Origin of the sequence: Vibrio toranzoniae (assembly GCF_024347655.1) — a bacterium.
GTDB lineage: Bacteria > Pseudomonadota > Gammaproteobacteria > Enterobacterales > Vibrionaceae > Vibrio > Vibrio toranzoniae.
In genome coordinates this window covers 2,379,971-2,400,852 of record NZ_AP025514.1, presented here as the reverse complement: position 1 = coordinate 2,400,852, position 20,882 = coordinate 2,379,971, and the positions used below count along the sequence as shown (strand labels likewise).

Genomic DNA, 20,882 nt, shown 5'->3' with positions numbered 1-20,882 from the left:
AAGGTGGCTTTTGACAATACAACGGCTTATATAAGAAAGAGTAAGGTGTTAAAAATACCTATTTGTTCTCTTATTTTTCCTTATATAAATCCTCAACATTAGATTGGAGTAAGCAAGTGAAAATTTGGCTTGTTGCATTAACTTCTTTAATTTTTCTTGCAGGCTGTGAACAGCCAAGAGAGCAAGTGCATTTAAGTGGCCCAACAATGGGTACCAGTTATAATATTAAATACATCAATGGTGATGAGTTTCCTGAGTCTAACGAAGTTCATACTGAGGTTGATCGTTTACTTGAACAGGTGAACGACCAGATGTCGACTTACCGTGAAGACTCTGAACTGAGCCTTTTTAATCAACACCTTGCTGCTGATGCATTCGAAGTGTCCGAACAGACTGCGACTGTTGTGAAAGAAGCGATTCGTTTGAACGGTCTTACTGAAGGTGCATTAGATGTCACGGTTGGCCCATTAGTTAATCTATGGGGCTTTGGTCCTGAAGCGCGACCTGAAGTCGTCCCAACAGATGAAGAATTAGCTGCTCGTCAAGCAAAAGTAGGAATACATCACCTAAGCGTTGAAGGCAATAAGCTCACTAAAGATTTACCGAACCTGTATGTTGACCTTTCAACCATTGCAAAAGGTTGGGGCGTGGATGTGGTCGCAGATTACCTTGATTCAATTGGTATTCATAATTACATGGTAGAAGTAGGTGGTGAAATCCGTCTGAAAGGTCTAAATCGTGAAAGTGTCGGTTGGCGTATTGCGATAGAGAAACCAAGTGTTGAAGAGCGCACTATTCAAGAGATCATTGAGCCGGGTGATATGGCGATAGCCACGTCTGGTGACTACCGTAATTATTATGAGCGTGATGGTGTTCGTTATTCTCACATCATCAACCCAGAAACAGGAAAGCCTCTTCATCATAAAGTGGTTTCTGTAACTGTATTGGACCCGTCTTCAATGACTGCAGACGGCTTATCTACTGGCCTTATGGTCTTAGGTGAGGTTAAGGGAATGGAAATCGCAAACCAACATAACATACCTGTGTTCATGGTGGTTAAAACAGCAGATGGCTTTAAAGAGATTGCTTCTGAAGCATTTAAGCCATACTTAAGTAAATAAGGTAAGCGAGAGAATTATGAATACATTTCTGATTACATTTGGTGTTTTTCTTGCTGTAATCGCAGCGATGTCAATTGGTTATATTATCCAAAAGAAAGTTGTAAAAGGTAGCTGTGGTGGTTTGGGGGCTGTTGGTATTGATAAAGTATGTAACTGCCCTGAGCCTTGTGATGCGCGTAAGAAGCGTGAAGCACGGGAAGCATACCGTGAAGAGAAACTAGCAGAGCGTCAACAGAAAGAAGCGTCTTGGAATAAAGATCGTATCGCTTAACTGATGATAGCTATTAGGGGGCAGAGTTGTCTCGCCTCCAGAGAATTTAGAATGAAAAGCTCAAGACGACTGTCTTGAGCTTTTTTTGTTGTGGTGAACTTTTTTGGGGTGGGATTTCGGTCGTTTTAAACCTAGTAATAATTTACTATACTGTTTATAGATACAGTTGTAAGGTTGAGCTATTCTTAGATGTCTAGTGTGGTTGAAGATAAAATAAGAAAGATAATCCATGTCGATATGGATTGTTTTTACGCGGCTGTAGAAATGCGTGATAACCCTGCTTATCGAAATCGACCACTGGCTGTAGGTGGTCATGAAAAGCAGCGTGGCGTTTTAAGTACGTGTAACTATGAGGCTCGCAAGTTTGGAGTTCGTTCTGCTATGCCCACAGGGAAAGCGCTACAGCTTTGCCCTAACTTGTTGGTTGTCCCAGGAAGGATGTCGGTTTATGTCGAGATATCTAAAAAAATTCGAGAAATTTTTTCTCGATACACTTCGATGATTGAACCTCTCTCTTTAGATGAAGCATTTCTTGATGTTACAGAGTCGAAAAAGTGTCAGGGTTCGGCAACACTGATCGCCGAATCGATTCGGCGTGATATATGGAGTGAACTCAACCTCACGGCTTCTGCAGGTATTGCTCCGATAAAGTTCCTAGCGAAAGTCGCTTCAGATATGAATAAGCCAAATGGTCAGTTTGTTATCCCTCCGCAAGACGTGCAAGCGGTGATCGACCAGTTACCACTCGAAAGCATTCCCGGTGTTGGCAAGGTGAGCATTGAAAAGTTACATCAAGCTGGCTTCTTTACTTGTAAAGATATCAAAGAATCTGACTATCGCGACTTACTGCTCAAGTTTGGCCGTCAAGGTGCATCACTTTGGAAGCGCAGCCATGGTATTGATGACCGAGAAGTGATTATTGAGCGTGAAAGAAAGTCGGTAGGTGTGGAGCGAACCTTTACTCAAAACATATCGACCTACGCAGAATGTTGGCATGTGATTGAAGACAAGTTATTTCCTGAACTTGAAACTCGCTTAGAAAAGGCTAGCCCAAGCAAAGCGATCATCAAGCAAGGTATTAAGCTCAAATTTGCTGATTTTCAGCAAACCACGATTGAGCACATACATGCTTCACTTGATCGCGAACACTTCAAAGAACTGTTAAGTGAAATACTGAAAAGGCAACAAGGACGAGAAATACGCTTACTTGGTTTGAGTGTGGTGTTACAACCGAAAGACCAGATGCGTCAGCTGAGTTTCTTTTAAGGAAAGGCGTTGAGACTTTAGGTTTAGAAGTGTTGTTTGATACCGACTAGACTTTACAGCCTAATCGGTTTTTTCTAAAAGCAAAGAAAAAGAACTTGGCTTACCTAGGTAGCTGTTTAACTCGCGCTAAAGTATCACTGAATGGTTGTTGTTCGAGCTTGCCGTAACCGTTCATCTTGCTCGCTTTAAGTTTGGTTGAAAGCGGAGTGGCGATTCCGCATAAAAAACGAGTAATGGCTTCGTCGGTAATCAATTGTTGGCTCTTAGATACAAACTCATGAATCCATGTTATCACCGTCTCATCATCAATAGGTTCAACATCAACAGTGGGTAACATTGCGACTTGACCGCGACATACTGAACAGTGTCCACAATTGGTAGGGGCTTTGTCGTCGGCAAAGTAACTCGCAAGGCGTGAGCTTAGACAGGTGTCGGATTCAAAGAAGCTCAGCATCTGATCGAGGCGATTAATTTCACTGCTCTCTTTTGCCTTAAATAGCTCAGTTAGGCGTTCAGATAGTTGCATCATATCTTCAGAGGTATTATGGATTGCGTAGACATCTGTGATCTGCTTGCTTTCCAGTTCGATCCAACCTTGTTCATTGAAGTAATCGATAGCTGCGATAACACGTTGACGATCCGCTTGGAAGTGTGTCCAAAGTGCGTCGAAATCGACTTGGCACCAGACTCTTGCTTGAGGCGAGCATTGGAAAACTGCTTCTACGAAATTACGACGCTCCCCTTGGAATGGTTCGGAGATCTGCTGCTTAGGACGAATGAACTTAAATTTGTAATCAGCGAAGTAGCTGTATTTAGGCTCAATCACCCCTTCAATTTCGAGGTACACCAGTAGTGTCTTTAATGGCAACTGACGAATGTTGGACTCACGTGATAGTTGGTTGAGCATGATTTCCCATTGGTTTGCGCCAGAAGCACCAATGTTCTGATTCTCGTAGATCTCCTTCAATACTGCTTGGATTGCTATGTTGTCTGGCGTGTCGCCAAAGACGAAGTTCTCTAGAGTACTTAGGCCATACTTGTTAGCAAGTAAAATACATTCAGATGGCTGACCATCTCGTCCCGCTCTGCCTATCTCTTGCGAGTAGTTCTCTATCGATTTTGGGAGATCGAAGTGAATAACTCGGCGAATATTGGATTTGTCGACGCCCATGCCAAAGGCAATCGTCGCCACAATACAGTTCACGTCGTCATTCATGAATTGGTGTTGAATTGCATCTCTGTTTTCTGGCTTAAGACCAGCGTGATAAGCCACGGCGTTAACGCCAGCATTACGAAGCTGCTGTGCGACCATTTCTGCTGTTTGTTGAAGGGTGACATAAACAATGGTTGGCGCCTGAGATGCTTGGTTAACAACATTACACAAGGTTTCTAGCTTGCTGGTTTGTTCACAAGGTTGAATCGACAGGTCGAGGTTTTGACGATAGAAGCCAGTAACCACAACACGCTCTTCATCGATATCAAACTTAGACTTCATATCTTGGATAACAGAGGTCGTTGCGGTTGCCGTGAGCAATAGCACCTGAGGAATATTCAGCTGTTTTTGGTATTGAGGAAGCTTCAGGTAGTCTGGTCTAAAGTTGTGTCCCCACTCCGAGATACAGTGCGCCTCATCGACCACAAGCAGCGAGATTGGAACCTGAGAAATGAACTGGCGAAATCGTTCATTCTTCAGGCGCTCAACGGAGATCATTAGGATTTTGGTGTCACCGTTACGTACTGACTGCATGACTTGTTGTGTCGTTTGTCTGTCTTGGCTTGATTCTATTGCGGCTGCGCTGATGCCTTTATCGTGTAAGAAGCTGAGTTGATCTTTCATTAACGCTAATAGTGGTGATATCACTAAGGTTAAATGAGGTAACTCCAACGCTGGTAATTGATAACAAAGCGACTTGCCTGAACCCGTCGGGAATATAGCGGCAGTTGAATGACCAGATAGAACATTATCAATGACTTGCTTTTGCCCATGACGCAGTGAATCGAATCCGAATACCTGTTTTAGCTTCTGCTCAATCATTTATGCTCTACCTGAATTATTAAGTGTTGTACTGATGCTAAAGCAGCGCTTATTGGTGATAGCGTCGCTCGATGAATCAAATGTCTTGCACCTGATTGTACCTAATTCTATTCTGTAGCTCCTATAGAAAAGCACCCCAAAAGTATGAATAAGTCTGAGCTTCGACAAATAATCTTAGAACAACTCGAATCCCGATTACGTATCGCACAATCTGCTACTCAACGAGCTATTGACGCTGCGACCGATGAAGAAACTGTGCCAGAACATAAGTATGATACATTGGCACTAGAAGCTTCATATCTCGCCCATGGTCAAGCGATGCGAGTGCAAGAGTGTGAAGATGATATCCAGTGCTATCGGAATCTAGTATTACGTGACAGTGAAAAGATTGCAGTAAGCAGCTATGTTGTGGTTATTGACGAAAATGATGAATATAAACACTTTTTCATTGGACCGAGAGTCGGAGGGCTTTCTGTAACGTGGAATCATCATGAGATCGCTATCGTGACGGAAAATGCACCTTTTGGTCAGGCTCTAATGGGGAAAGAAGTCGGTGATGAGATTGAGTTTAAGGTCGCTGATAAACAGTTTTGCTACGAAGTTATATCTATCGACTAACTAACTGGCTAATAGATATAAAACGTTTCTCTGACAAAGAAGCATAAAGCCAAGGTATAGTAATTTGTCAGATTGATGAGAGGATGTTATGAAAAGCAATATATTTATGAAAAACAATGTATTAATTGCATCACTAACAGCTGCAATAGCTGTTGTGAGCTTGCCAACGTTTGCAGCTCAGTGTCGAGTTGATTTGAAGAATGAATTACGAATCGATGATCAAAAAGTCGAAATCCACCAAGTGAATGGTGATACTGCTGTCTTTGATAACAATAATGATCTCTATATCCATGGTGAAAAGGTTGAACTCGATGCTGATCAACAAGCAGCAATAGAGGAATACCGTGACAACATGAGTGAGTATTTACCACGAGCGAAACAAATGGCTAACGATAGCTTAGCGCTAGCTAATGACGTTATTGATGACATCGCGGTTAGCCTCGATTCCCCTGAGTCTTTTGATAATGTAAAAAGTTCAATGAAAGAGTACTTCGCAGAACTAGAAGCTCGTTATTATAAAGACGGTGAGTTAGTGCTGCCAGCTAATAGTTTTGACTCGATGGCCAATGGTTGGTCTGAAGATTTCGATAAGGCTAAGAAAATCTTTAACCAAGAGTTTATCTCTAGCGCTTTTAATGCGATGTCAGAGAAAATGAAGCAAGAGGGTGGATTAAATCTTACCGAGTTGGCTGATAGTATGGCTGAATTAAAGCTCACAGTAGAAGAGAAAATGAAAGAGCATGCTCAACAAGTAGAAGAAGAAACGGCTGAGTTTTGTGATTCTCTAGATGAGATGGCAGAACAAGAGCAAGAGCTGCATGACATCATTCCGAACCTAAAAGATTATCAGGTATTTACGATCTAACCTGAAGTGGATAGGAATAAAAAGAGCACCGATTGGTGCTTTTTTTGTTTCTATTGGATTGAGTTGATAAGGTTATTTTAGTGTTGGTTAGTTTTGAGGTAGAGGGCTATTTGGTTTTCTCGATGTATTTAAATTAATAAAACTGGCTTTCTGTTAATTTGATGGTTCTAAATAGTGAATTAACTATAAAAATTAGCGAATTATTCATTTATTGGTTGTGCCTAACATTACTTTTTATTATTGTACTTCTAAACTAGTTCGCTGATTTTGATGTGAGAGATATGGAGCAACAATCTTCCTCTTCAAGAGAGCATTTTAGCTCTCGTTTGGGTTTTATTTTAGCAGCGGCTGGTGCCGCTGTTGGTTTGGGAAATATTTGGGGCTTCCCAACCCAAGTTGCCAGTAACGGTGGTGGCGCTTTTCTCTTAGTCTATTTGTTCATGATCTTCGTGGTTGCTTTTCCAATGCTGGTGGTTGAGATGGCGATTGGGCGTCATGGTCAAGCGAACCCTGTCGATAGCATGCGCTCTTTAACTAAAAAACCTTTAGGCAAAAAAGTCGGTGAATTTGTCGGCTGGATTGGCCTAAGTGTCCCAAGTGCAGTATTAGCTTTCTATAGCATTGTTGGTGGGTGGTTGATCTGTTTCCTGATCGGTGCTGTTGCTGACCTGATTGGCCTAGAGATTATTGCGGATTGGTTTAAAGGTTTCAGTGTTGAGCGCAATGTATTTGGTACCGTGGCGTTCTATGTACTGACTATTCTGATTGTACAGGGTGGTGTTAAGCAAGGTATCGAGAAGTGGTCGACGCGTTTGATGCCTGCACTGTTTGTGTTGTTCGGTTTATTGTTTGTTTATATCATGACGCAAGCTGGCGCGATGGAAGGCCTAAAGCACTATTTAGTGCCAAACTTTGAAAAGGTGTGGGATAGAAAACTGATTCTAGCAGCGATGGGACAGGGATTCTTCTCGCTCACCATTGGTGGATGCTCAATGTTGGTTTATGGTTCTTACTTAAGCAAGAAAGAGAATCTGCCAAAAATGGCAATGAACGTTACTTTGGTTGATACCGCGGTTGCTTTTATTGCGGGTTTGGTCGTAATGCCTGCAATGTTTGTCGCGATGCAAAAAGGTGTTCAAATCTATGCGGAAGATGGCTCGTTGTTAAGTTCTGATACTTTAGTGTTCACGGTTTTGCCTTTGATGTTTGATAGTTTAGGTGTACTTGGTCAGATCTTCGCAATTGTCTTCTTCTTGTTGCTAACGATTGCAGCCCTTACTTCTTCAATTTCGATGCTGGAAGGGCCTGTAGCGCTAGTGAGCGAGCGTTTCAATACCAGACGAACGGCAACGAGTTGGGTGATTGGTGGTGCTATTGCACTGTTCAGTGTGGTGATTGTTTACAACTTTGCTGCGATGTTTGGCATGGTTGCGATGATAGCGACTCAATACCTTCAACCGATTGCAGCACTGATGTTCTGCCTGTTTGGCGGCTGGGTGTGGAGCCGAGCTTCAAAAGTGAAAGAGCTTGAGCAAGGCTGTCCTGATTTTCAACTTGGCTGGTTTGGTAAAGTGTGGCCAATGTATGTGAAGTTCGTATGCCCAGGCTTAGTGGCAACGGTTATTTGGGCTTCTTTCGGTTAGTAACCATTTACTGCCTAGAGCATTAGACGTGTAGTTCAAGGCCACTCTTATTGAGTGGCCTTGTTGTTTTTATATCGAACAAGCTTGTTTTACTCGATAGAAAAAAGGCGCTGAACATACAGTTCAGCGCCTTTTCAATTTTGGTTTAAGCTATGTGATTACTTAATTTCCATACCTTGAGCTTGCAAGTCGGCATGGTAAGAAGAACGCACAAACGGGCCACAAGCGGCGTGAGTGAAGCCTAGTTCAAGAGCAATCTCTTTTAGTTCATCGAACTCAGAAGGCGGCACGTAACGTTCTACTGGTAAGTGGTGACGGCTTGGCGCTAGGTATTGGCCTAGTGTCAGCATAGTTACACCATGTTCACGAAGGTCTTTCAGTACTTGAACGATCTCTTCTTTAGTCTCACCAAGACCCATCATTACACCTGACTTTGTTGGAATATCAGGGTGTTGCTCTTTGAATTTTTTCAGTAGATCAAGAGACCACTTGTAGTTCGCACCTGGACGCGCTTTACGGTATAGACGTGGCGCTGTCTCTAGGTTGTGGTTGAAAACATCTGGCGGGTTGTCTTTCATTAGATCAAGTGCAACGTCCATACGACCACGGAAGTCAGGAACCAGTGTTTCGATACGAATATTTGGGTTTTGCTCACGAATTTCACGGTTACAGTCAGCAAAGTGCTGAGCGCCACCATCACGTAGATCATCGCGGTCAACTGAAGTGATTACTACGTACTTCAGTTTCATGTCTTTAATCGTCTTAGCCAGTTTCTTCGGCTCTTCTGCTTCAGGAGCAACCGGGCGACCATGGGCAACATCACAGAACGGGCAGCGGCGAGTACAGATAGCGCCAAGAATCATAAACGTTGCCGTACCGTGGTTAAAGCACTCGGCTAGGTTAGGACAAGACGCTTCTTCACAAACTGAATGTAGGTTGTTTTTGCGCATTGCAGATTTGATTTCTTGGATACGATGGCTGTCTGAAGGCAGTTTAATCTTCATCCAGTCAGGCTTGCGTAGAACTTCTTTCTGTTCAGCAGGCATATTCTTTACGGGAATTAATGCCATTTTGTCAGCGTCACGATATTTAACGCCTTTTTCCATTTGGATTGGTTTGCTCATGATTTTATGCTTCTGCTGTAATGTTACTGGTGGCTTGAATGTCTACTTGGTCATAATCGAGTAATTCTACAAGCTCTTGTATTAACTGTTGCTCAACGTTTTCTAATTCACTTGGTCCACCGAGTTGGCTTACTTGTGCCATTTCCATACCTTGGTAACCACATGGATTAATGCGTAGGAAAGGAGACAGATCCATATTAACGTTGAGTGCTAGCCCGTGGAAGGAGCAGCCGCGTCGAATACGTAATCCGAGTGAACAGATCTTCTTGCCATCGACATAAACACCAGGAGCGTCAGGTCGGGCAGCTGAATCTATATTGTAAGCTTTCATAGTATTGATTACGAGGTTCTCGATATGAGTCACCAAATCACGTACTCCGAATTTCTTGCGGCGGATATTAATCAAAAAGTAAGCGACTAACTGACCCGGGCCATGATAAGTCACTTGGCCACCGCGATCGCTTTGTACCACAGGGATATCACCAGCATTTAATACATGCTCAGCTTTACCTGCTTGTCCTTGAGTGAAGACAGGGTTATGTTCAACTAACCAAACTTGGTCTACATCTTCTTCTGTGCGTTCGTCTGTGAACTTATGCATGGCTTTCCATACAGGTTCGTAATCCTGACGACCTAATTTTTTTACAATTAGCTTATTTTGCAAATCAGCACTCCCTCAAGGATTAACAAAGTGAACGCATTATAAACGCGAAACATGATTCTAACTACAGACGGACTGCAAGGTTTTTCAACTTTCTTTGTATTTATTTAAAATTAAGTTGAATGAATTCGGCATTGATAGAAAGCTTTAAATAAAAACAGCGGCAATAAGCCGCTGTTTTTCATGCGTAATCGAAAACTACAGAACCATCCGAACGATTTCGATCTCGCCCAGTTCTTTATATAGTGTTTCTACTTGTTCGATTGATGTCGCAGTAATATTGATAGAAACGGAGTGGTAGTTACCTTTCGCACTCGGTTTTAGCGTTGGACTGTAGTCACCAGGAGCATGACGCTGGATCACTTCTAGCACTAGCTCAGTCAGTTCTGGCTTAGCGTGGCCCATTACCTTGTAAGTGAATGAACAAGGGAACTCTAAGAGGTCTTTTAGTTTTGCATCAGAATTGATGTTCATGATTAGCTCCAAAAGGCTAGACTCTCGCAAATTGGCGATATGTCGATAAAAAGCGTGTTCGGTCAACAGACACGAGTAATAAGGCGGAATATTACGTGTAAATATCATCGAACTCAAGATCAACAAAAGCCGCACATAGCGGCTTTTTTTTCGCTAATGAGTAAATTATGAACTTACTCATTAGGTTAGCTCTGTAAGAAGTTTAGGTATTGTTTAGAACAAACCTTTAACTCGTTAGAAGAAACCTTTGAAAAGCAGTACTAAGTAGTCCCACAGACGGCTAAATAGGCTGCCTTGCTCTACATTTTCAAGTGCGAGCAGTGGGTATTCAGCAACGTCTTCACCGTCTACTTGATAGAACAGCTTACCTACAACATCGCCTTTACTGATTGGCGCTTCTAGCTCTTTCTCAAGAACGAAGCTTGCCTTTAAGTTCTTCGCTTGACCACGAGGAAGCGTAACGAAAGTATCTTCGTCTACGCCTAAAGCAACGGTATCTTGGCTACCCATCCAGATCTTCTCTTCAACGAAGGTTTCACCGGCTGTATGTGGTGCAACTGTTTCGAAGAAACGGAAACCGTAGCTCAGTAGCTTTTTGCTTTCGGTCTTACGAGCGTTTGTATTCTTAGTGCCCATAACAACAGCAACTAAGCGCATTTTTCCTTCTGTCGCTGAGCTTACTAGGCTGTAACCTGCGTTGTTCGTGTGGCCAGTTTTTATGCCATCAACGTTCATGCTCTTGTCCCACAACAGACCGTTACGGTTGTATTGGGTTATGCCATTGTAAGTGAATTTTTTCTCTGAGTAGATACGATACTCATCAGGAACGTCGCGAATCAGCGCCTGACCAAGTAGCGCCATATCATAAGGCGTTGAGTATAGGTTCGGGTTATCTAAACCGTGCACGTTAGCGAAGTGCGTGCCTTTCATGCCGATAGAGCTTGCCCATGCGTTCATGAGATCAACAAATGCGTCTTCAGATCCGGCAATGTGTTCGGCCATAGCAACACAAGCATCGTTACCTGATTGAATAATGATTCCGCGGTTCAGTTCTTCAACTTTAACCGTTGTACCCACTTCAACGAACATTTTAGATGAATCTGGGAAATTTTTAGCCCAAGCATTTTCGCTGATTACAACGTCGTCGTTCAGGTTGATGTTACCACGATCAAGCTCTTGGCCAATCACGTAGCTCGTCATCATCTTGGTTAAACTTGCTGGAGAAAGTTGAGTATTCATCTCTTTCTCGGCTAGTACTTTGCCCGAATGGTAATCCATTAGAACAAAACCTTTAGCGGCGATTTGGGGTGCGTCAGGAACAACAATAGGAGCGGCGAATGATGATGTAGCTATTGTTGCTGAAAGCGCAACAGAAGTAGCAAAAATCGATTTAACAAGTTTATTAGATTTAATCATTTTGAATGCAATTATTTGGTTAACTATTCATATCTTAACAGAATCACTCTGTCACACCAGAGCGCTGATTACCAGAAGTAACTGTTAGATTAATTAGCGAGTTAGTGTGTGTTTTTTTATATAAGCTGACGGGTAACCCATAAGCTTAACCTGTTTTAATTTCTCTTGAGTCAGCGCATAGTCATGAAATGGCCCAAGCATCAGACGGTAGTTATCATCATTTGACTGTAAGAAGGTTGCTACTGCAAGCTTTCCACCTAGATCTTTGGCTAAGTTCTCAGTTCTGTCTTTATGCCGAGATGTGGCAACCTGAATGATAAATTGAGGTAAAGTGGCTTTTTTATTCGCATCGGTCGGCATAGCGACTGTGATGACTTCAATCTCCACATTAGCCGTGCCCGTTCTCAAAACATCGAGCTTGTAAGCCGCCGCATAACTAAGGTCAATGATTCGGCCTTCATGAAATGGGCCGCGGTCATTGATACGAACAATCGTGGTTTTGTTATTGTCGGTATTCGTCACTTTTACATAGCTTGGAATGGGTAATGTTTTGTGCGCTGCAGACATCGAATACATGTCGTAGATCTCGCCATTAGACGTTAAATGACCATGAAATTTCTTACCGTACCAAGAGGCTTTGCCTTTCTCAGTAAACCCTTGGGTCTTTTGTACTATTTTGTAGTTTTCGCCACGCAGAGTGTAATCCGTGTTACCACCTAAGCTGTACGGTTCATACTGAGGGTGAGCGTCCTCTAAATGCTCTACCGAGATAGGTGCGTCTGGTGCAATATCTGAATCAATATCGTAGCGGCCTGTTGGCTGCTGTGAAGAACAACCATTAATTAAAATCGCTAGCCCTAAGATAGAGACTATTTTTTTGATTGGCAGTTCATCAACCAAGGATGCTTTTTTTGGAAACGTTTTAATAGACATCGATTAGGTCGCCTTTGAGAATGCTTTTCTATGTGTATGGATAGACATTAAAATACCAAAACCAGCCATAAGGGTAACCATTGAAGTACCGCCATAACTAACCAGAGGAAGGGGGACACCTACAACTGGAAGGATGCCACTTACCATGCCAATGTTTACAAAAATATAGACGAAGAAGCTCAATACAATACTGCCGCCCATCATTCGGCCAAAGGCCGTTTGCGCTTGGCTCGCAAGTATTAACCCGCGTCCAATAATAAACAGGTAAATAGCAAGCAAAAACAAAATACCAATCATGCCCCACTCTTCGGCAATCACTGCAAAAATGAAGTCGGTGTGTCGTTCTGGGATAAACTCCAGTTGAGACTGCGTGCCTTGCAGCCAACCTTTTCCTGATATCCCACCCGAACCTATCGCAATCTTACTCTGAATGATGTGGTAACCCGCACCTAATGGATCGGATTCAGGGTCAAAAAGGGTTCTTACCCGTACTTTTTGATATTCGCGCATCAAGAAGAACCACAGAATTGGAATGAACGCGCCAAGAGCAATTGCGGCACTGGCGATGATCTTCCAACTAATACCTGAAAGGAATATTACGAAGATACCTGACGCCGCGATGAGTATCGATGTTCCTAAATCGGGTTGCTTAGCGATTAAAATAGTCGGTACAAGAACCATGACTAAAGAGAGTGTCAAGGTCTGTAAGGTGGGCGGAAGTGAGCGCTTACCGATAAAACGTGCCAGCATCAAAGGTACCGCAAGTTTCAATAGTTCAGAAGGCTGGAATCGAACAAAGCCGAAGTTCAACCAACGCTGTGCACCTTTAGAAGCTTCACCAAAAAATAACACCCCCAATAGTAGAATGACACCAACAGCGAACAGCAGTGGAGCTAAGGTTTCGTAGGTACGAGGCGAAATTTGCGCTAAGAAAATCATAACCCCCAAGGAGAGTGCCATGCGCATGGCCTGGCGATCCATCATTGCCAGGCTTTGACCACTCGCGCTGTACATTATCAGTAAGGCGAAGCCCATTAAAGCTAGGATACCGAGTAATAGTGTTAGGTCGATATGTAGCCTTTCAAATAAGGCTCTATTTCTCCCTGTTGAAGGATCAAGTTTCATTATTTTGTTGCCTTACTGTCGTCATCTTCTGCAAGGATAATATGGTCTAGAATTTGTCTTACTACTGGCCCACCATTTGATGAACCGCCACCTGCATTTTCTAAAACAATGGTGACTACGGCTTCAGGGTTTTCAAAAGGAGCGTAACCAGTAAATAGAGCGTGATCGCGTAAGTGCTCGGCAATCTCGTCAGCGTTGTACTCTTCATTCTCCTTCAAGCCAAAGACCTGTGCTGTTCCTGACTTACCCGCGGTTTGGTAAGACATATTTCGGAATGAGCGTCTTGCCGTACCTTTACGCCCGTGGTTTACCAACCTCATACCTTCTTGCGCTATATCCCAGTACTTTTGTTTAACACCGGTAATAGGGGGGTAAGTTACGATCTCTGATATTGTTTGTTCATCGAACGGCTGGGCATTCTCAATCGTCGAGCGCAACAAGTGAGGTGCTGTCACTTTACCTTCGTTGACTAATACAGAGGTGGCCTTGGCGATTTGCATAGGTGTGGCTGTCCAGTAGCCTTGGCCAATACCAACAGGAATGGTATCACCTTGATACCAAGGCACACGGTGTCTTGCCATCTTCCATTCACGAGTAGGCATGTTGGCTTTACTTTCTTCGTAAATATCGATCCCAGTGTAGTCCCCAAAGCCAAATAGCATCATCCACTTAGATAAACGATCTATGCCTAGATCAAAGGATATTTGGTAGAAGAACGTATCAACAGATTCTTCAATGGCTTGGACAATATCAACTTTACCGTGTCCCCAGCGACGCCAATCACGGAACGGTTTTGTTTTCGAGTTTGGTATCTTCCAATAACCGGGGTCATTACGCGTTGTATTTGGCGTTATTACGCCCTCTTGCAGAGCTGCAACGGCAATGAACGGTTTGATAGTAGAAGCTGGTGGATAAATACCTAGTGTTGCACGGTTAACCAAAGGTCTATCTTTGTTTTGTAATAAGGCGTTGTAACCTTTTGAAGATATACCATGAACAAAGGCGTTTGGGTCATAGCTTGGGCTGGAAACCATAGCCAGTACACCGTTATCTTTCGGATCGAGAACGACAGCTGAACCTCGACGACCATCAAGTATTTTATGCACGTAAAGTTGTAGGTTGATATCGAGGTTGAGAACAATATCTTTACCTGGAATGGAAGGAACAAATTTTAATGTGCGAATGACTCGACCACGGCTGTTAACTTCGACTTCTTGGTAACCCGCTGTCCCATGCAGCGTATCTTCGTAGTACCTTTCAATACCTAGCTTACCAATGTCACGAGTCGCTTGATAATTGGCGTATTTCTCTTCGCGCTCTAGTCGTTGTATGTCTCTGTCATTGATACGAGATACGTAGCCAATAACGTGGGTCAGTACATCACCATACGGATAAAAACGCTTTAGTGTGCCTGTCACTTCAACGCCCGGGAACTTGTGCTGATTTACGGAAAAAACCGCCACTTGCTCTTGAGTCAGTTGGTTTAAAATTGGAACGGATTTAAAACGTCGTGAATTTCGGCGATCACGATTAAAGCGCTCGATACGTTCTGGCGGAATATCGATTAAAGTTTGTAAACGGACGATAGTATCATCCATATTTTTAATTTTTTCTGGTGTAACTTCTAAGTTAAAAACTGGACGGTTTTCAGCAAGAAGGACGCCATTGCGATCGTAAATCAAACCGCGATTGGGGGCGATTGGAACGACCTTGATACGGTTGTCGTTGGAGCGAGTTTTATAGTCCTGATACTGGTTGACTTGAATGTTATACAGGTTAACAACCAACATCGACATCATCACGATGATCCCTATAAACGCAACAAAAGCACGACTAGTAAATAGTCGTGCTTCTGCTTTGTAATCACGGATTTGGCTACGTTTACGTAACATTAACACTTATTCTCGATGATACGGATGGTTAGCGGTAATGCTCCAAGCTCGATACAAGCTTTCAGCCATGATAACGCGTACTAATGGGTGAGGCAGAGTAAGTGCTGACAAAGACCAGCTTTGGTCGGCAGCCGCTTTACATGCAGGGGCTAACCCTTCAGGTCCGCCAATTAAGATTGAAACGTCACGTCCATCCAGCTTCCAGCTTTCTAATTGTTCAGCTAGTTGAGGGGTATCCCACTTGCGTCCTGGGATATCGAGCGTGACAATGCGGTTGCCTTTTGGAACCGCAGCCAACATCGCTTCGCCTTCCTTTTGAAGAATGCGTGCTATATCGGCATTTTTCCCGCGCTTTCCCGCAGTGATTTCAATGAGTTCTAATGGCATATCGTGAGGGAAGCGGCGTTTGTATTCTTGAAACCCTTCTTCAACCCACTTTGGCATTTTTGTACCAACTGCGATTAACTGGATCTTCAAAGCTTAGCCCCAAAGTTTTTCTAGTTGGTACAGCTCACGATGTTCTTCTTGCATAACGTGTAACATGCTTGTACCCATATCGAGAACGACCCATTCACCTTCTTGCTGACCATTAATACCGAGTGGTTGCATACCTGCTTTACGCACTTCATCTGCAACGTGCTGTGCAATGGAGGCAACATGGCGTTTAGAGGTACCAGTACAAACAATCATGTAATCAGTCACACTTGATTTGCCTTCTACATCGATAGTCACTATCGATTCTGCTTTCATGTCGTCGGCTTTGTCTGCAAGAAAATCTTTTAGTTCTTCACGTAACACAGGGTGTTCCTTTAATCTGAATGTAGCTTTGCTTAGGGTCTATTGACCTTAGAATATAACACGCTTTTATGCGTGAGATGGTATTGAAGCTGAAGGGATACAAAACTCTACGCTTAACTGATGAATTAGTGGCCAAGGCGATTGCTCATATTGGGTTTTTGTCATCAATTCTGCTTGAGTGAGCAGCGCGAACAGGGAGTGTAATTGAGAAATCGAAACTCTTGTTAGCGCGGCGTTATAAAGCGGCTTTTTAGATTGCCAGATGCGGTGTTTTTCGAAGATCTGACCAATCGGCATCTGTTTCATTTGTTGCTGCATTTGCAACAACAAAGAAAGTTCACGTTGTACGCTGCGCAGTAAAATGACTGGCTCAACACCTTCCGCTTCGAGTTGCCTTAAGATTCGTTGTGCGCGATTGCCTTTACCTGCCAGCAATGCATCACTCCAGTGGAAAGGAGTAAAGTGGTTGTGTCGACTCAGCGATTCTTCTAAGCGTACTAAAGTGAGCTTTCCATCTGGGTATTGCAGTGCCAGTTTTTCTAGGCTCTGAGTCAGTGCAAAAAGGTTCCCCTCGTGCCACTGAGCCAGCATTTGAATGGCTTCAGGATCTGGCGACAAGCCGATTTGACGACAACGAGCCTGAACAAATTGAGGCAATCGGCTGATATCAGGAGTTAAACAGCTTACCCAGTGGCCTTGATTAGAGAGCGCTTTAAACCATTTAGCATTCTCTTGAGCTTTGGTTAGCTTAGTACCAATTAAAATTAACAAAATATCGCTGTGAATATGCTCAGAGATGGCGAGCAGTTCTTTCGCTATTGCAGCATTCACACCTGATTCTGGCAGTTCCAGCTCGATTATTTGACGGCTAGAGAACAGGCTCAATGCCTGAGTGCAGTCATAGACTTGATTCCAGTCGAGGCTATTATCAATCACAAAACGGTGACGTTCTTCGAAGCCTTGCTCTTTGGCTGTCTTTTGAATCGCTTCTCGGCTTTCTTGCAGCAGTAAAGGCTCGTTACCAAAAATGAGGTAAACGTTGCTTAACTGCTTAGCAAGTTGCTCTGGTAGACGATCAGCAAAAATACGCATTAAATAAACCTATTGCTCGACAGTTACACTGGGCTCAGCATCAGATGCTGCACTGGCGTCGATCTCAATGTCGTCAATTTCGATGTTCTTAATGTTGTACTGTTTCTCAAGTTCTTTCACTTGAACATTACCTAAGGCTTCTAGGTCCATACTGCCAGCTGCAATAGTCGCTTTTAGGCGAGCCATTTGGCGAAGGATTTGACTGGTTGCAAGCTTACGCATCTCATCTTCAATCATTTCTCGCTCAACCGATTTTGCTAATGCTGTTAACGGGTTATCTAGGTAACTACGGGTTACGCTCGTTGAGAACGTTTTTGAACCAACCTCTGGGATGGTTACGCGATAAGAAGCGCGGAATGTGAGTTCTTTTTCTGCCGCACGTGTATTTTGGTAAAGAGACAGAGTGCGCTCGCCAACACTCTCGCGAATAATGTGCAGGTTAGGAGTGTTCTGCGCAGGTGGCACAATTTCTACATCATTCATGCGTAACTGACTTTTCATCATACGTGTAAACGTGCTGTATTGGTCGTAACTGGTCACAGAGATCTTGTTGAGTTCTTCTGGTACGGAGTAATCACCACGCAGGTGGAAGCCACAGGCACTCAGTAGGCTAACGGTTAAAACAACAATAGTAACTTTCAATGAAGATAGTGAAATCAGGCGCATTATTTGATGGCTCTCATGAAGGTAGAATACTTATTTAAAGGCTTTAGTTTCTTCGAGTCGTGTGGCTCTGAATGGAAAGCGCTTAAATAAGTAGACAGGGGTAATTCGTTACCCTGTCTACAGACTACTAAAAACGAAATAAGTTCGTTACAGCAGTTATGTATGCAGGCTAAAACCAGTGAGCCAGTTTTAGCCTGCAACTGTTAGTTTGCCAATATTAGTTAGCTACGATGTTTAGAAGCTTACCAGGTACGAAGATAACCTTACGGATAGTTAGGCCATCTAGGAACTTCTTAGCGTTTTCATCGTTTAGACCAAGTTCACGAACTTGCTCTTCGGTCGCATCAGCAGCAACCGTCAGTTTCGCACGTAGCTTACCGTTGATCATGACAACGATAGTTTTCTCGTCTTCCACTAGCGCTTTCTCATCGAAAGTTGGCCATGTTGCTGAGTCTACGTTTGATTCACCCAGCGCAACCCACATTTCGTAAGAGATGTGTGGCGTCATTGGGTAAAGCATGCGAACGACAGCTTTTAGCGCTTCATCAAGGATTGCACGATCTTGTACCGACTCTTGAGGTGCTTTCGCTAGCTTGTTCATCAGTTCCATGATCGCAGCGATTGCTGTGTTGAACGTTTGGCGACGGCCGATATCGTCCGTTACTTTCGCGATAGTCTTGTGGATGTCACGACGAAGTGCTTTTTGGTCACCAGACAGAGCAGAAGCATCAACAGATTCAGCTGTACCCTTAGAAGAGTGAGCGTGAACTAGCTTCCAAACACGTTTAAGGAAGCGGTTTGCGCCTTCAACGCCAGATTCTTGCCACTCAAGTGTCATATCTGCAGGAGAAGCAAACATCATGAATAGACGTACTGTGTCAGCACCGTACTTGTCTACCATCTCTTGTGGGTCGATACCGTTGTTTTTCGACTTAGACATCTTGATCATGCCTGAGTGTTCAACGTCGCGGCCTTGGTTGTCGACTGCTTTTTCGATGCGACCTTTACCGTCACGATCGATAGTCACATCAGTAGGAGCAATCCACTCTTTCGTGCCTTTCTCATTCGTGTGGAAGAACGCGTCAGCTAGAACCATACCTTGACATAGAAGTTGCTTGAACGGTTCATCAGACGTTACGTAACCTGCGTCACGCAGCAATTTATGGAAGAAGCGAGAGTAAAGCAGGTGCATACACGCGTGCTCAATACCACCAATGTATTGGTCCACTGGTAGCCAGTAGTTTGCTTTCTCTGGATCTAAGATATCGTCAGCTTGTGGTGAACAGTAACGAGCGTAGTACCAAGAAGACTCCATGAACGTATCGAATGTATCAGTTTCACGTAGAGCCGGTTCGCCGTTGAAGGTTGTTTCTGCCCAAGACTTGTCTGCCTTGATTGGGCTAGTTACGCCATCCATTACCACGTCTTCTGGAAGAATAACGGGTAGTTGGTCTGCTGGTACTGGGTGAACTTCACCGTCTTCAGTGGTTACCATTGGGATTGGCGCACCCCAGTAACGTTGACGAGATACACCCCAGTCACGTAGACGGAAGTTTACTGTCTTCTTACCTTTGCCTTCAGCTTCAAGCTTCGCAGCAATAGCATCGAATGCTTCTTGGAAAGCAAGACCATCGAACTCACCAGAATCGAACAGCACACCTTTCTCTGTGTAAGCTGCTTCAGACACGTCTAGCTCAGAACCATCTTCAGGCTTGATTACAGGAATGATGTCGATGCCGTACTTCGTTGCGAATTCGTAGTCACGTTGATCGTGAGCAGGAACCGCCATTACCGCACCTGTGCCGTAATCCATAAGAACGAAGTTTGCTACGTATACAGGAACAAGACGACCGTTAAGAGGGTGGATAGCCGTTAAGCCAGTATCCATACCTTTCTTTTCCATTGTTGCGAGTTCAGCTTCAGCCACTTTAGTGTTACGACACTCTTCAACGAATGCAGCAAGCTCTGGGTTGTTTTGAGATGCTTTCTCTGCAAGAGGGTGACCTGCAGCGATACCCACGTAAGAAACACCCATTAGTGTGTCTGGACGCGTTGTGTAAACTTCCAGTGGCGCTTCTTCACCGTTAACAGCGAAAGATAGCTCAACACCTTCAGAGCGGCCGATCCAGTTGCGCTGCATGGTCTTAACCATTTCAGGCCAACCTTCAAGGTTGTCTAGATCGTCGAGTAGCTCTTGTGCGTACTCAGTGATCTTAATGAACCACTGTGGGATTTTCTTTTGCTCTACTGGGGTATCACAACGCCAGCAGCAGCCATCTTCTACTTGCTCGTTTGCTAGTACAGTTTGGTCGTTCGGACACCAGTTAACAGAAGAAGTCTTCTTGTAAACTAGGCCTTTTTCGTAAAGCTTAGTGAAGAACTCTTGTTCCCAACGGTAGTACTCAGGCGTACAAGTTGCGAATTCACGGTTCCAGTCGTAACCAAAGCCTAACAGCTTAAGCTGGTTTTTCATGTACTCGATGTTTTCGTAAGTCCATGGTGCAGGCGCTGTGTTGTTCTTAACAGCTGCGTTTTCTGCAGGCAGGCCGAATGCATCCCAACCAATTGGCTGCATTACGTTTTTGCCTTGTAGACGTTGGAAACGAGATACCACATCACCGATGGTGTAGTTACGCACGTGACCCATGTGCAGTCGGCCACTTGGGTACGGGAACATAGACAGACAGTAGAATTTTTCTTTGTTTGGGTCTTCACTTACAACGAAAGTTTCGCTGTCATCCCAGTGTTGTTGAACCTTTTGTTCAATCTCTTGCGGGTTATATTGTTCTTGCATCGATGGTATCCGGTTATCTTGGAATTTGTGAGTTCGGTTAGAACAGAATCTTACAGATCGTCATAGAATACCTAAAGGAGCTTAGTAC

General features: G+C 43.8%; 19 protein-coding genes. 6 read left to right on the top strand and 13 right to left on the bottom strand.

The window, feature by feature from the left end; translation table 11 throughout:
* Window positions 1-116: 116 nt before the first annotated feature.
* From OCU50_RS10790 to dinB, 3 genes are all read left to right on the top strand, one after another.
* Window positions 117-1,121 (top strand): FAD:protein FMN transferase, encoded by a 1,005-nt coding sequence (locus OCU50_RS10790; RefSeq protein ID WP_060468456.1) that lies wholly within the window; start codon window positions 117-119, stop codon window positions 1,119-1,121.
* A 16-nt stretch (window positions 1,122-1,137) separates the two neighbouring features.
* Window positions 1,138-1,392: a (Na+)-NQR maturation NqrM gene (nqrM, locus tag OCU50_RS10785; RefSeq protein WP_004735214.1), complete on the top strand. Its 255-nt coding sequence runs from the start codon at window positions 1,138-1,140 to the stop codon at window positions 1,390-1,392.
* Between the two features lie 189 nt (window positions 1,393-1,581).
* On the top strand, window positions 1,582-2,658 hold the full coding sequence (gene dinB / locus OCU50_RS10780; RefSeq protein WP_060468455.1) for a DNA polymerase IV: 1,077 nt from the start codon (window positions 1,582-1,584) through the stop codon (window positions 2,656-2,658).
* 100 nt (window positions 2,659-2,758) lie between these two features.
* Here dinB and OCU50_RS10775 read toward each other — a convergent pair whose 3' ends face one another.
* Complete coding sequence (locus OCU50_RS10775) at window positions 2,759-4,693, bottom strand: RecQ family ATP-dependent DNA helicase (RefSeq protein WP_060468454.1); 1,935 nt, start codon at window positions 4,691-4,693, stop codon at window positions 2,759-2,761.
* Window positions 4,694-4,837: 144 nt separating this feature from the next.
* Here OCU50_RS10775 and OCU50_RS10770 point away from each other — a divergent pair, with 144 nt between their 5' ends.
* The 3 genes from OCU50_RS10770 to OCU50_RS10760 all read left to right on the top strand — a co-directional run bounded on the left by OCU50_RS10770 (window position 4,838) and on the right by OCU50_RS10760 (window position 7,819).
* Window positions 4,838-5,311 (top strand): GreA/GreB family elongation factor, encoded by a 474-nt coding sequence (locus tag OCU50_RS10770; RefSeq protein ID WP_060468453.1) that lies wholly within the window; start codon window positions 4,838-4,840, stop codon window positions 5,309-5,311.
* Between the two features lie 88 nt (window positions 5,312-5,399).
* Window positions 5,400-6,176 carry a YggN family protein gene (locus OCU50_RS10765; RefSeq protein ID WP_060468452.1) on the top strand — a complete coding sequence of 259 codons (777 nt, stop codon included), beginning with the start codon at window positions 5,400-5,402 and terminating at the stop codon, window positions 6,174-6,176.
* Between the two features lie 281 nt (window positions 6,177-6,457).
* On the top strand, window positions 6,458-7,819 hold the full coding sequence (locus OCU50_RS10760) for a sodium-dependent transporter (RefSeq protein ID WP_060468451.1): 1,362 nt from the start codon (window positions 6,458-6,460) through the stop codon (window positions 7,817-7,819).
* Window positions 7,820-7,977: 158 nt separating this feature from the next.
* On the opposite strand, the gene lipA is transcribed toward OCU50_RS10760, so the two are convergent.
* From lipA to leuS, 12 genes are all read right to left on the bottom strand, one after another.
* Window positions 7,978-8,943, bottom strand: coding sequence for a lipoyl synthase (gene lipA, locus OCU50_RS10755; RefSeq protein ID WP_046224568.1), 966 nt, complete (start codon window positions 8,941-8,943; stop codon window positions 7,978-7,980).
* Between the two features lie 4 nt (window positions 8,944-8,947).
* Window positions 8,948-9,607 (bottom strand): lipoyl(octanoyl) transferase LipB, encoded by a 660-nt coding sequence (gene lipB / locus OCU50_RS10750; RefSeq protein WP_017056781.1) that lies wholly within the window; start codon window positions 9,605-9,607, stop codon window positions 8,948-8,950.
* A gap of 195 nt (window positions 9,608-9,802) precedes the next feature.
* Entirely contained in the window at window positions 9,803-10,081 is a 279-nt protein-coding gene (gene ybeD, locus OCU50_RS10745; protein ID WP_026084358.1) for a DUF493 family protein YbeD, read from the bottom strand.
* A gap of 231 nt (window positions 10,082-10,312) precedes the next feature.
* Window positions 10,313-11,494 (bottom strand): serine hydrolase, encoded by a 1,182-nt coding sequence (locus OCU50_RS10740; protein ID WP_082710346.1) that lies wholly within the window; start codon window positions 11,492-11,494, stop codon window positions 10,313-10,315.
* A 93-nt stretch (window positions 11,495-11,587) separates the two neighbouring features.
* Window positions 11,588-12,427 (bottom strand): septal ring lytic transglycosylase RlpA family protein, encoded by an 840-nt coding sequence (locus OCU50_RS10735; protein ID WP_060468450.1) that lies wholly within the window; start codon window positions 12,425-12,427, stop codon window positions 11,588-11,590.
* Between the two features lie 3 nt (window positions 12,428-12,430).
* Entirely contained in the window at window positions 12,431-13,552 is a 1,122-nt protein-coding gene (rodA, locus tag OCU50_RS10730) for a rod shape-determining protein RodA (protein ID WP_017056784.1), read from the bottom strand.
* Window positions 13,552-15,444, bottom strand: a complete 1,893-nt coding sequence (gene mrdA, locus OCU50_RS10725; RefSeq protein WP_060468596.1) for a penicillin-binding protein 2 — start codon at window positions 15,442-15,444, stop codon at window positions 13,552-13,554. The genes rodA and mrdA overlap by 1 nt, the downstream gene beginning before the upstream one ends.
* A 6-nt stretch (window positions 15,445-15,450) precedes the next feature.
* A complete protein-coding gene (rlmH, locus tag OCU50_RS10720) occupies window positions 15,451-15,921 on the bottom strand; it encodes a 23S rRNA (pseudouridine(1915)-N(3))-methyltransferase RlmH (protein WP_017068506.1) in 471 nt (156 codons plus the stop codon).
* Between the two features lie 3 nt (window positions 15,922-15,924).
* Window positions 15,925-16,242: a ribosome silencing factor gene (gene rsfS, locus OCU50_RS10715; protein WP_017056787.1), complete on the bottom strand. Its 318-nt coding sequence runs from the start codon at window positions 16,240-16,242 to the stop codon at window positions 15,925-15,927.
* 66 nt (window positions 16,243-16,308) lie between these two features.
* The gene (holA, locus tag OCU50_RS10710; RefSeq protein ID WP_060468449.1) at window positions 16,309-17,334 is read right to left on the bottom strand and encodes a DNA polymerase III subunit delta; all 1,026 of its coding nucleotides are present in this window, start codon (window positions 17,332-17,334) and stop codon (window positions 16,309-16,311) included.
* A gap of 9 nt (window positions 17,335-17,343) precedes the next feature.
* Window positions 17,344-18,000, bottom strand: a complete 657-nt coding sequence (locus OCU50_RS10705; protein WP_060468448.1) for an LPS-assembly lipoprotein LptE — start codon at window positions 17,998-18,000, stop codon at window positions 17,344-17,346.
* Between the two features lie 217 nt (window positions 18,001-18,217).
* Window positions 18,218-20,794: a leucine--tRNA ligase gene (leuS, locus tag OCU50_RS10700; RefSeq protein ID WP_060468447.1), complete on the bottom strand. Its 2,577-nt coding sequence runs from the start codon at window positions 20,792-20,794 to the stop codon at window positions 18,218-18,220.
* Window positions 20,795-20,882 lie beyond the last annotated feature (88 nt).

Bases quoted from the DNA above. Each gene is read 5' to 3' on its own strand.
- nqrM (WP_004735214.1), top strand. From the start codon at position 1,138: ATGAATACATTTCTGATTACATTTGGTGTTTTTCTTGCTGTAATCGCA.
- dinB (WP_060468455.1), top strand. From the start codon at position 1,582: ATGTCTAGTGTGGTTGAAGATAAAATAAGAAAGATAATCCATGTCGAT.
- OCU50_RS10775 (WP_060468454.1), bottom strand. From the start codon at position 4,693: ATGATTGAGCAGAAGCTAAAACAGGTATTCGGATTCGATTCACTGCGT.
- OCU50_RS10770 (WP_060468453.1), top strand. From the start codon at position 4,838: ATGAATAAGTCTGAGCTTCGACAAATAATCTTAGAACAACTCGAATCC.
- OCU50_RS10765 (WP_060468452.1), top strand. From the start codon at position 5,400: ATGAAAAGCAATATATTTATGAAAAACAATGTATTAATTGCATCACTA.
- OCU50_RS10760 (WP_060468451.1), top strand. From the start codon at position 6,458: ATGGAGCAACAATCTTCCTCTTCAAGAGAGCATTTTAGCTCTCGTTTG.
- lipA (WP_046224568.1), bottom strand. From the start codon at position 8,943: ATGAGCAAACCAATCCAAATGGAAAAAGGCGTTAAATATCGTGACGCT.
- OCU50_RS10740 (WP_082710346.1), bottom strand. From the start codon at position 11,494: ATGATTAAATCTAATAAACTTGTTAAATCGATTTTTGCTACTTCTGTT.
- OCU50_RS10735 (WP_060468450.1), bottom strand. From the start codon at position 12,427: ATGTCTATTAAAACGTTTCCAAAAAAAGCATCCTTGGTTGATGAACTG.
- rodA (WP_017056784.1), bottom strand. From the start codon at position 13,552: ATGAAACTTGATCCTTCAACAGGGAGAAATAGAGCCTTATTTGAAAGG.
- mrdA (WP_060468596.1), bottom strand. From the start codon at position 15,444: ATGTTACGTAAACGTAGCCAAATCCGTGATTACAAAGCAGAAGCACGA.
- holA (WP_060468449.1), bottom strand. From the start codon at position 17,334: ATGCGTATTTTTGCTGATCGTCTACCAGAGCAACTTGCTAAGCAGTTA.
- OCU50_RS10705 (WP_060468448.1), bottom strand. From the start codon at position 18,000: ATGCGCCTGATTTCACTATCTTCATTGAAAGTTACTATTGTTGTTTTA.
- leuS (WP_060468447.1), bottom strand. From the start codon at position 20,794: ATGCAAGAACAATATAACCCGCAAGAGATTGAACAAAAGGTTCAACAA.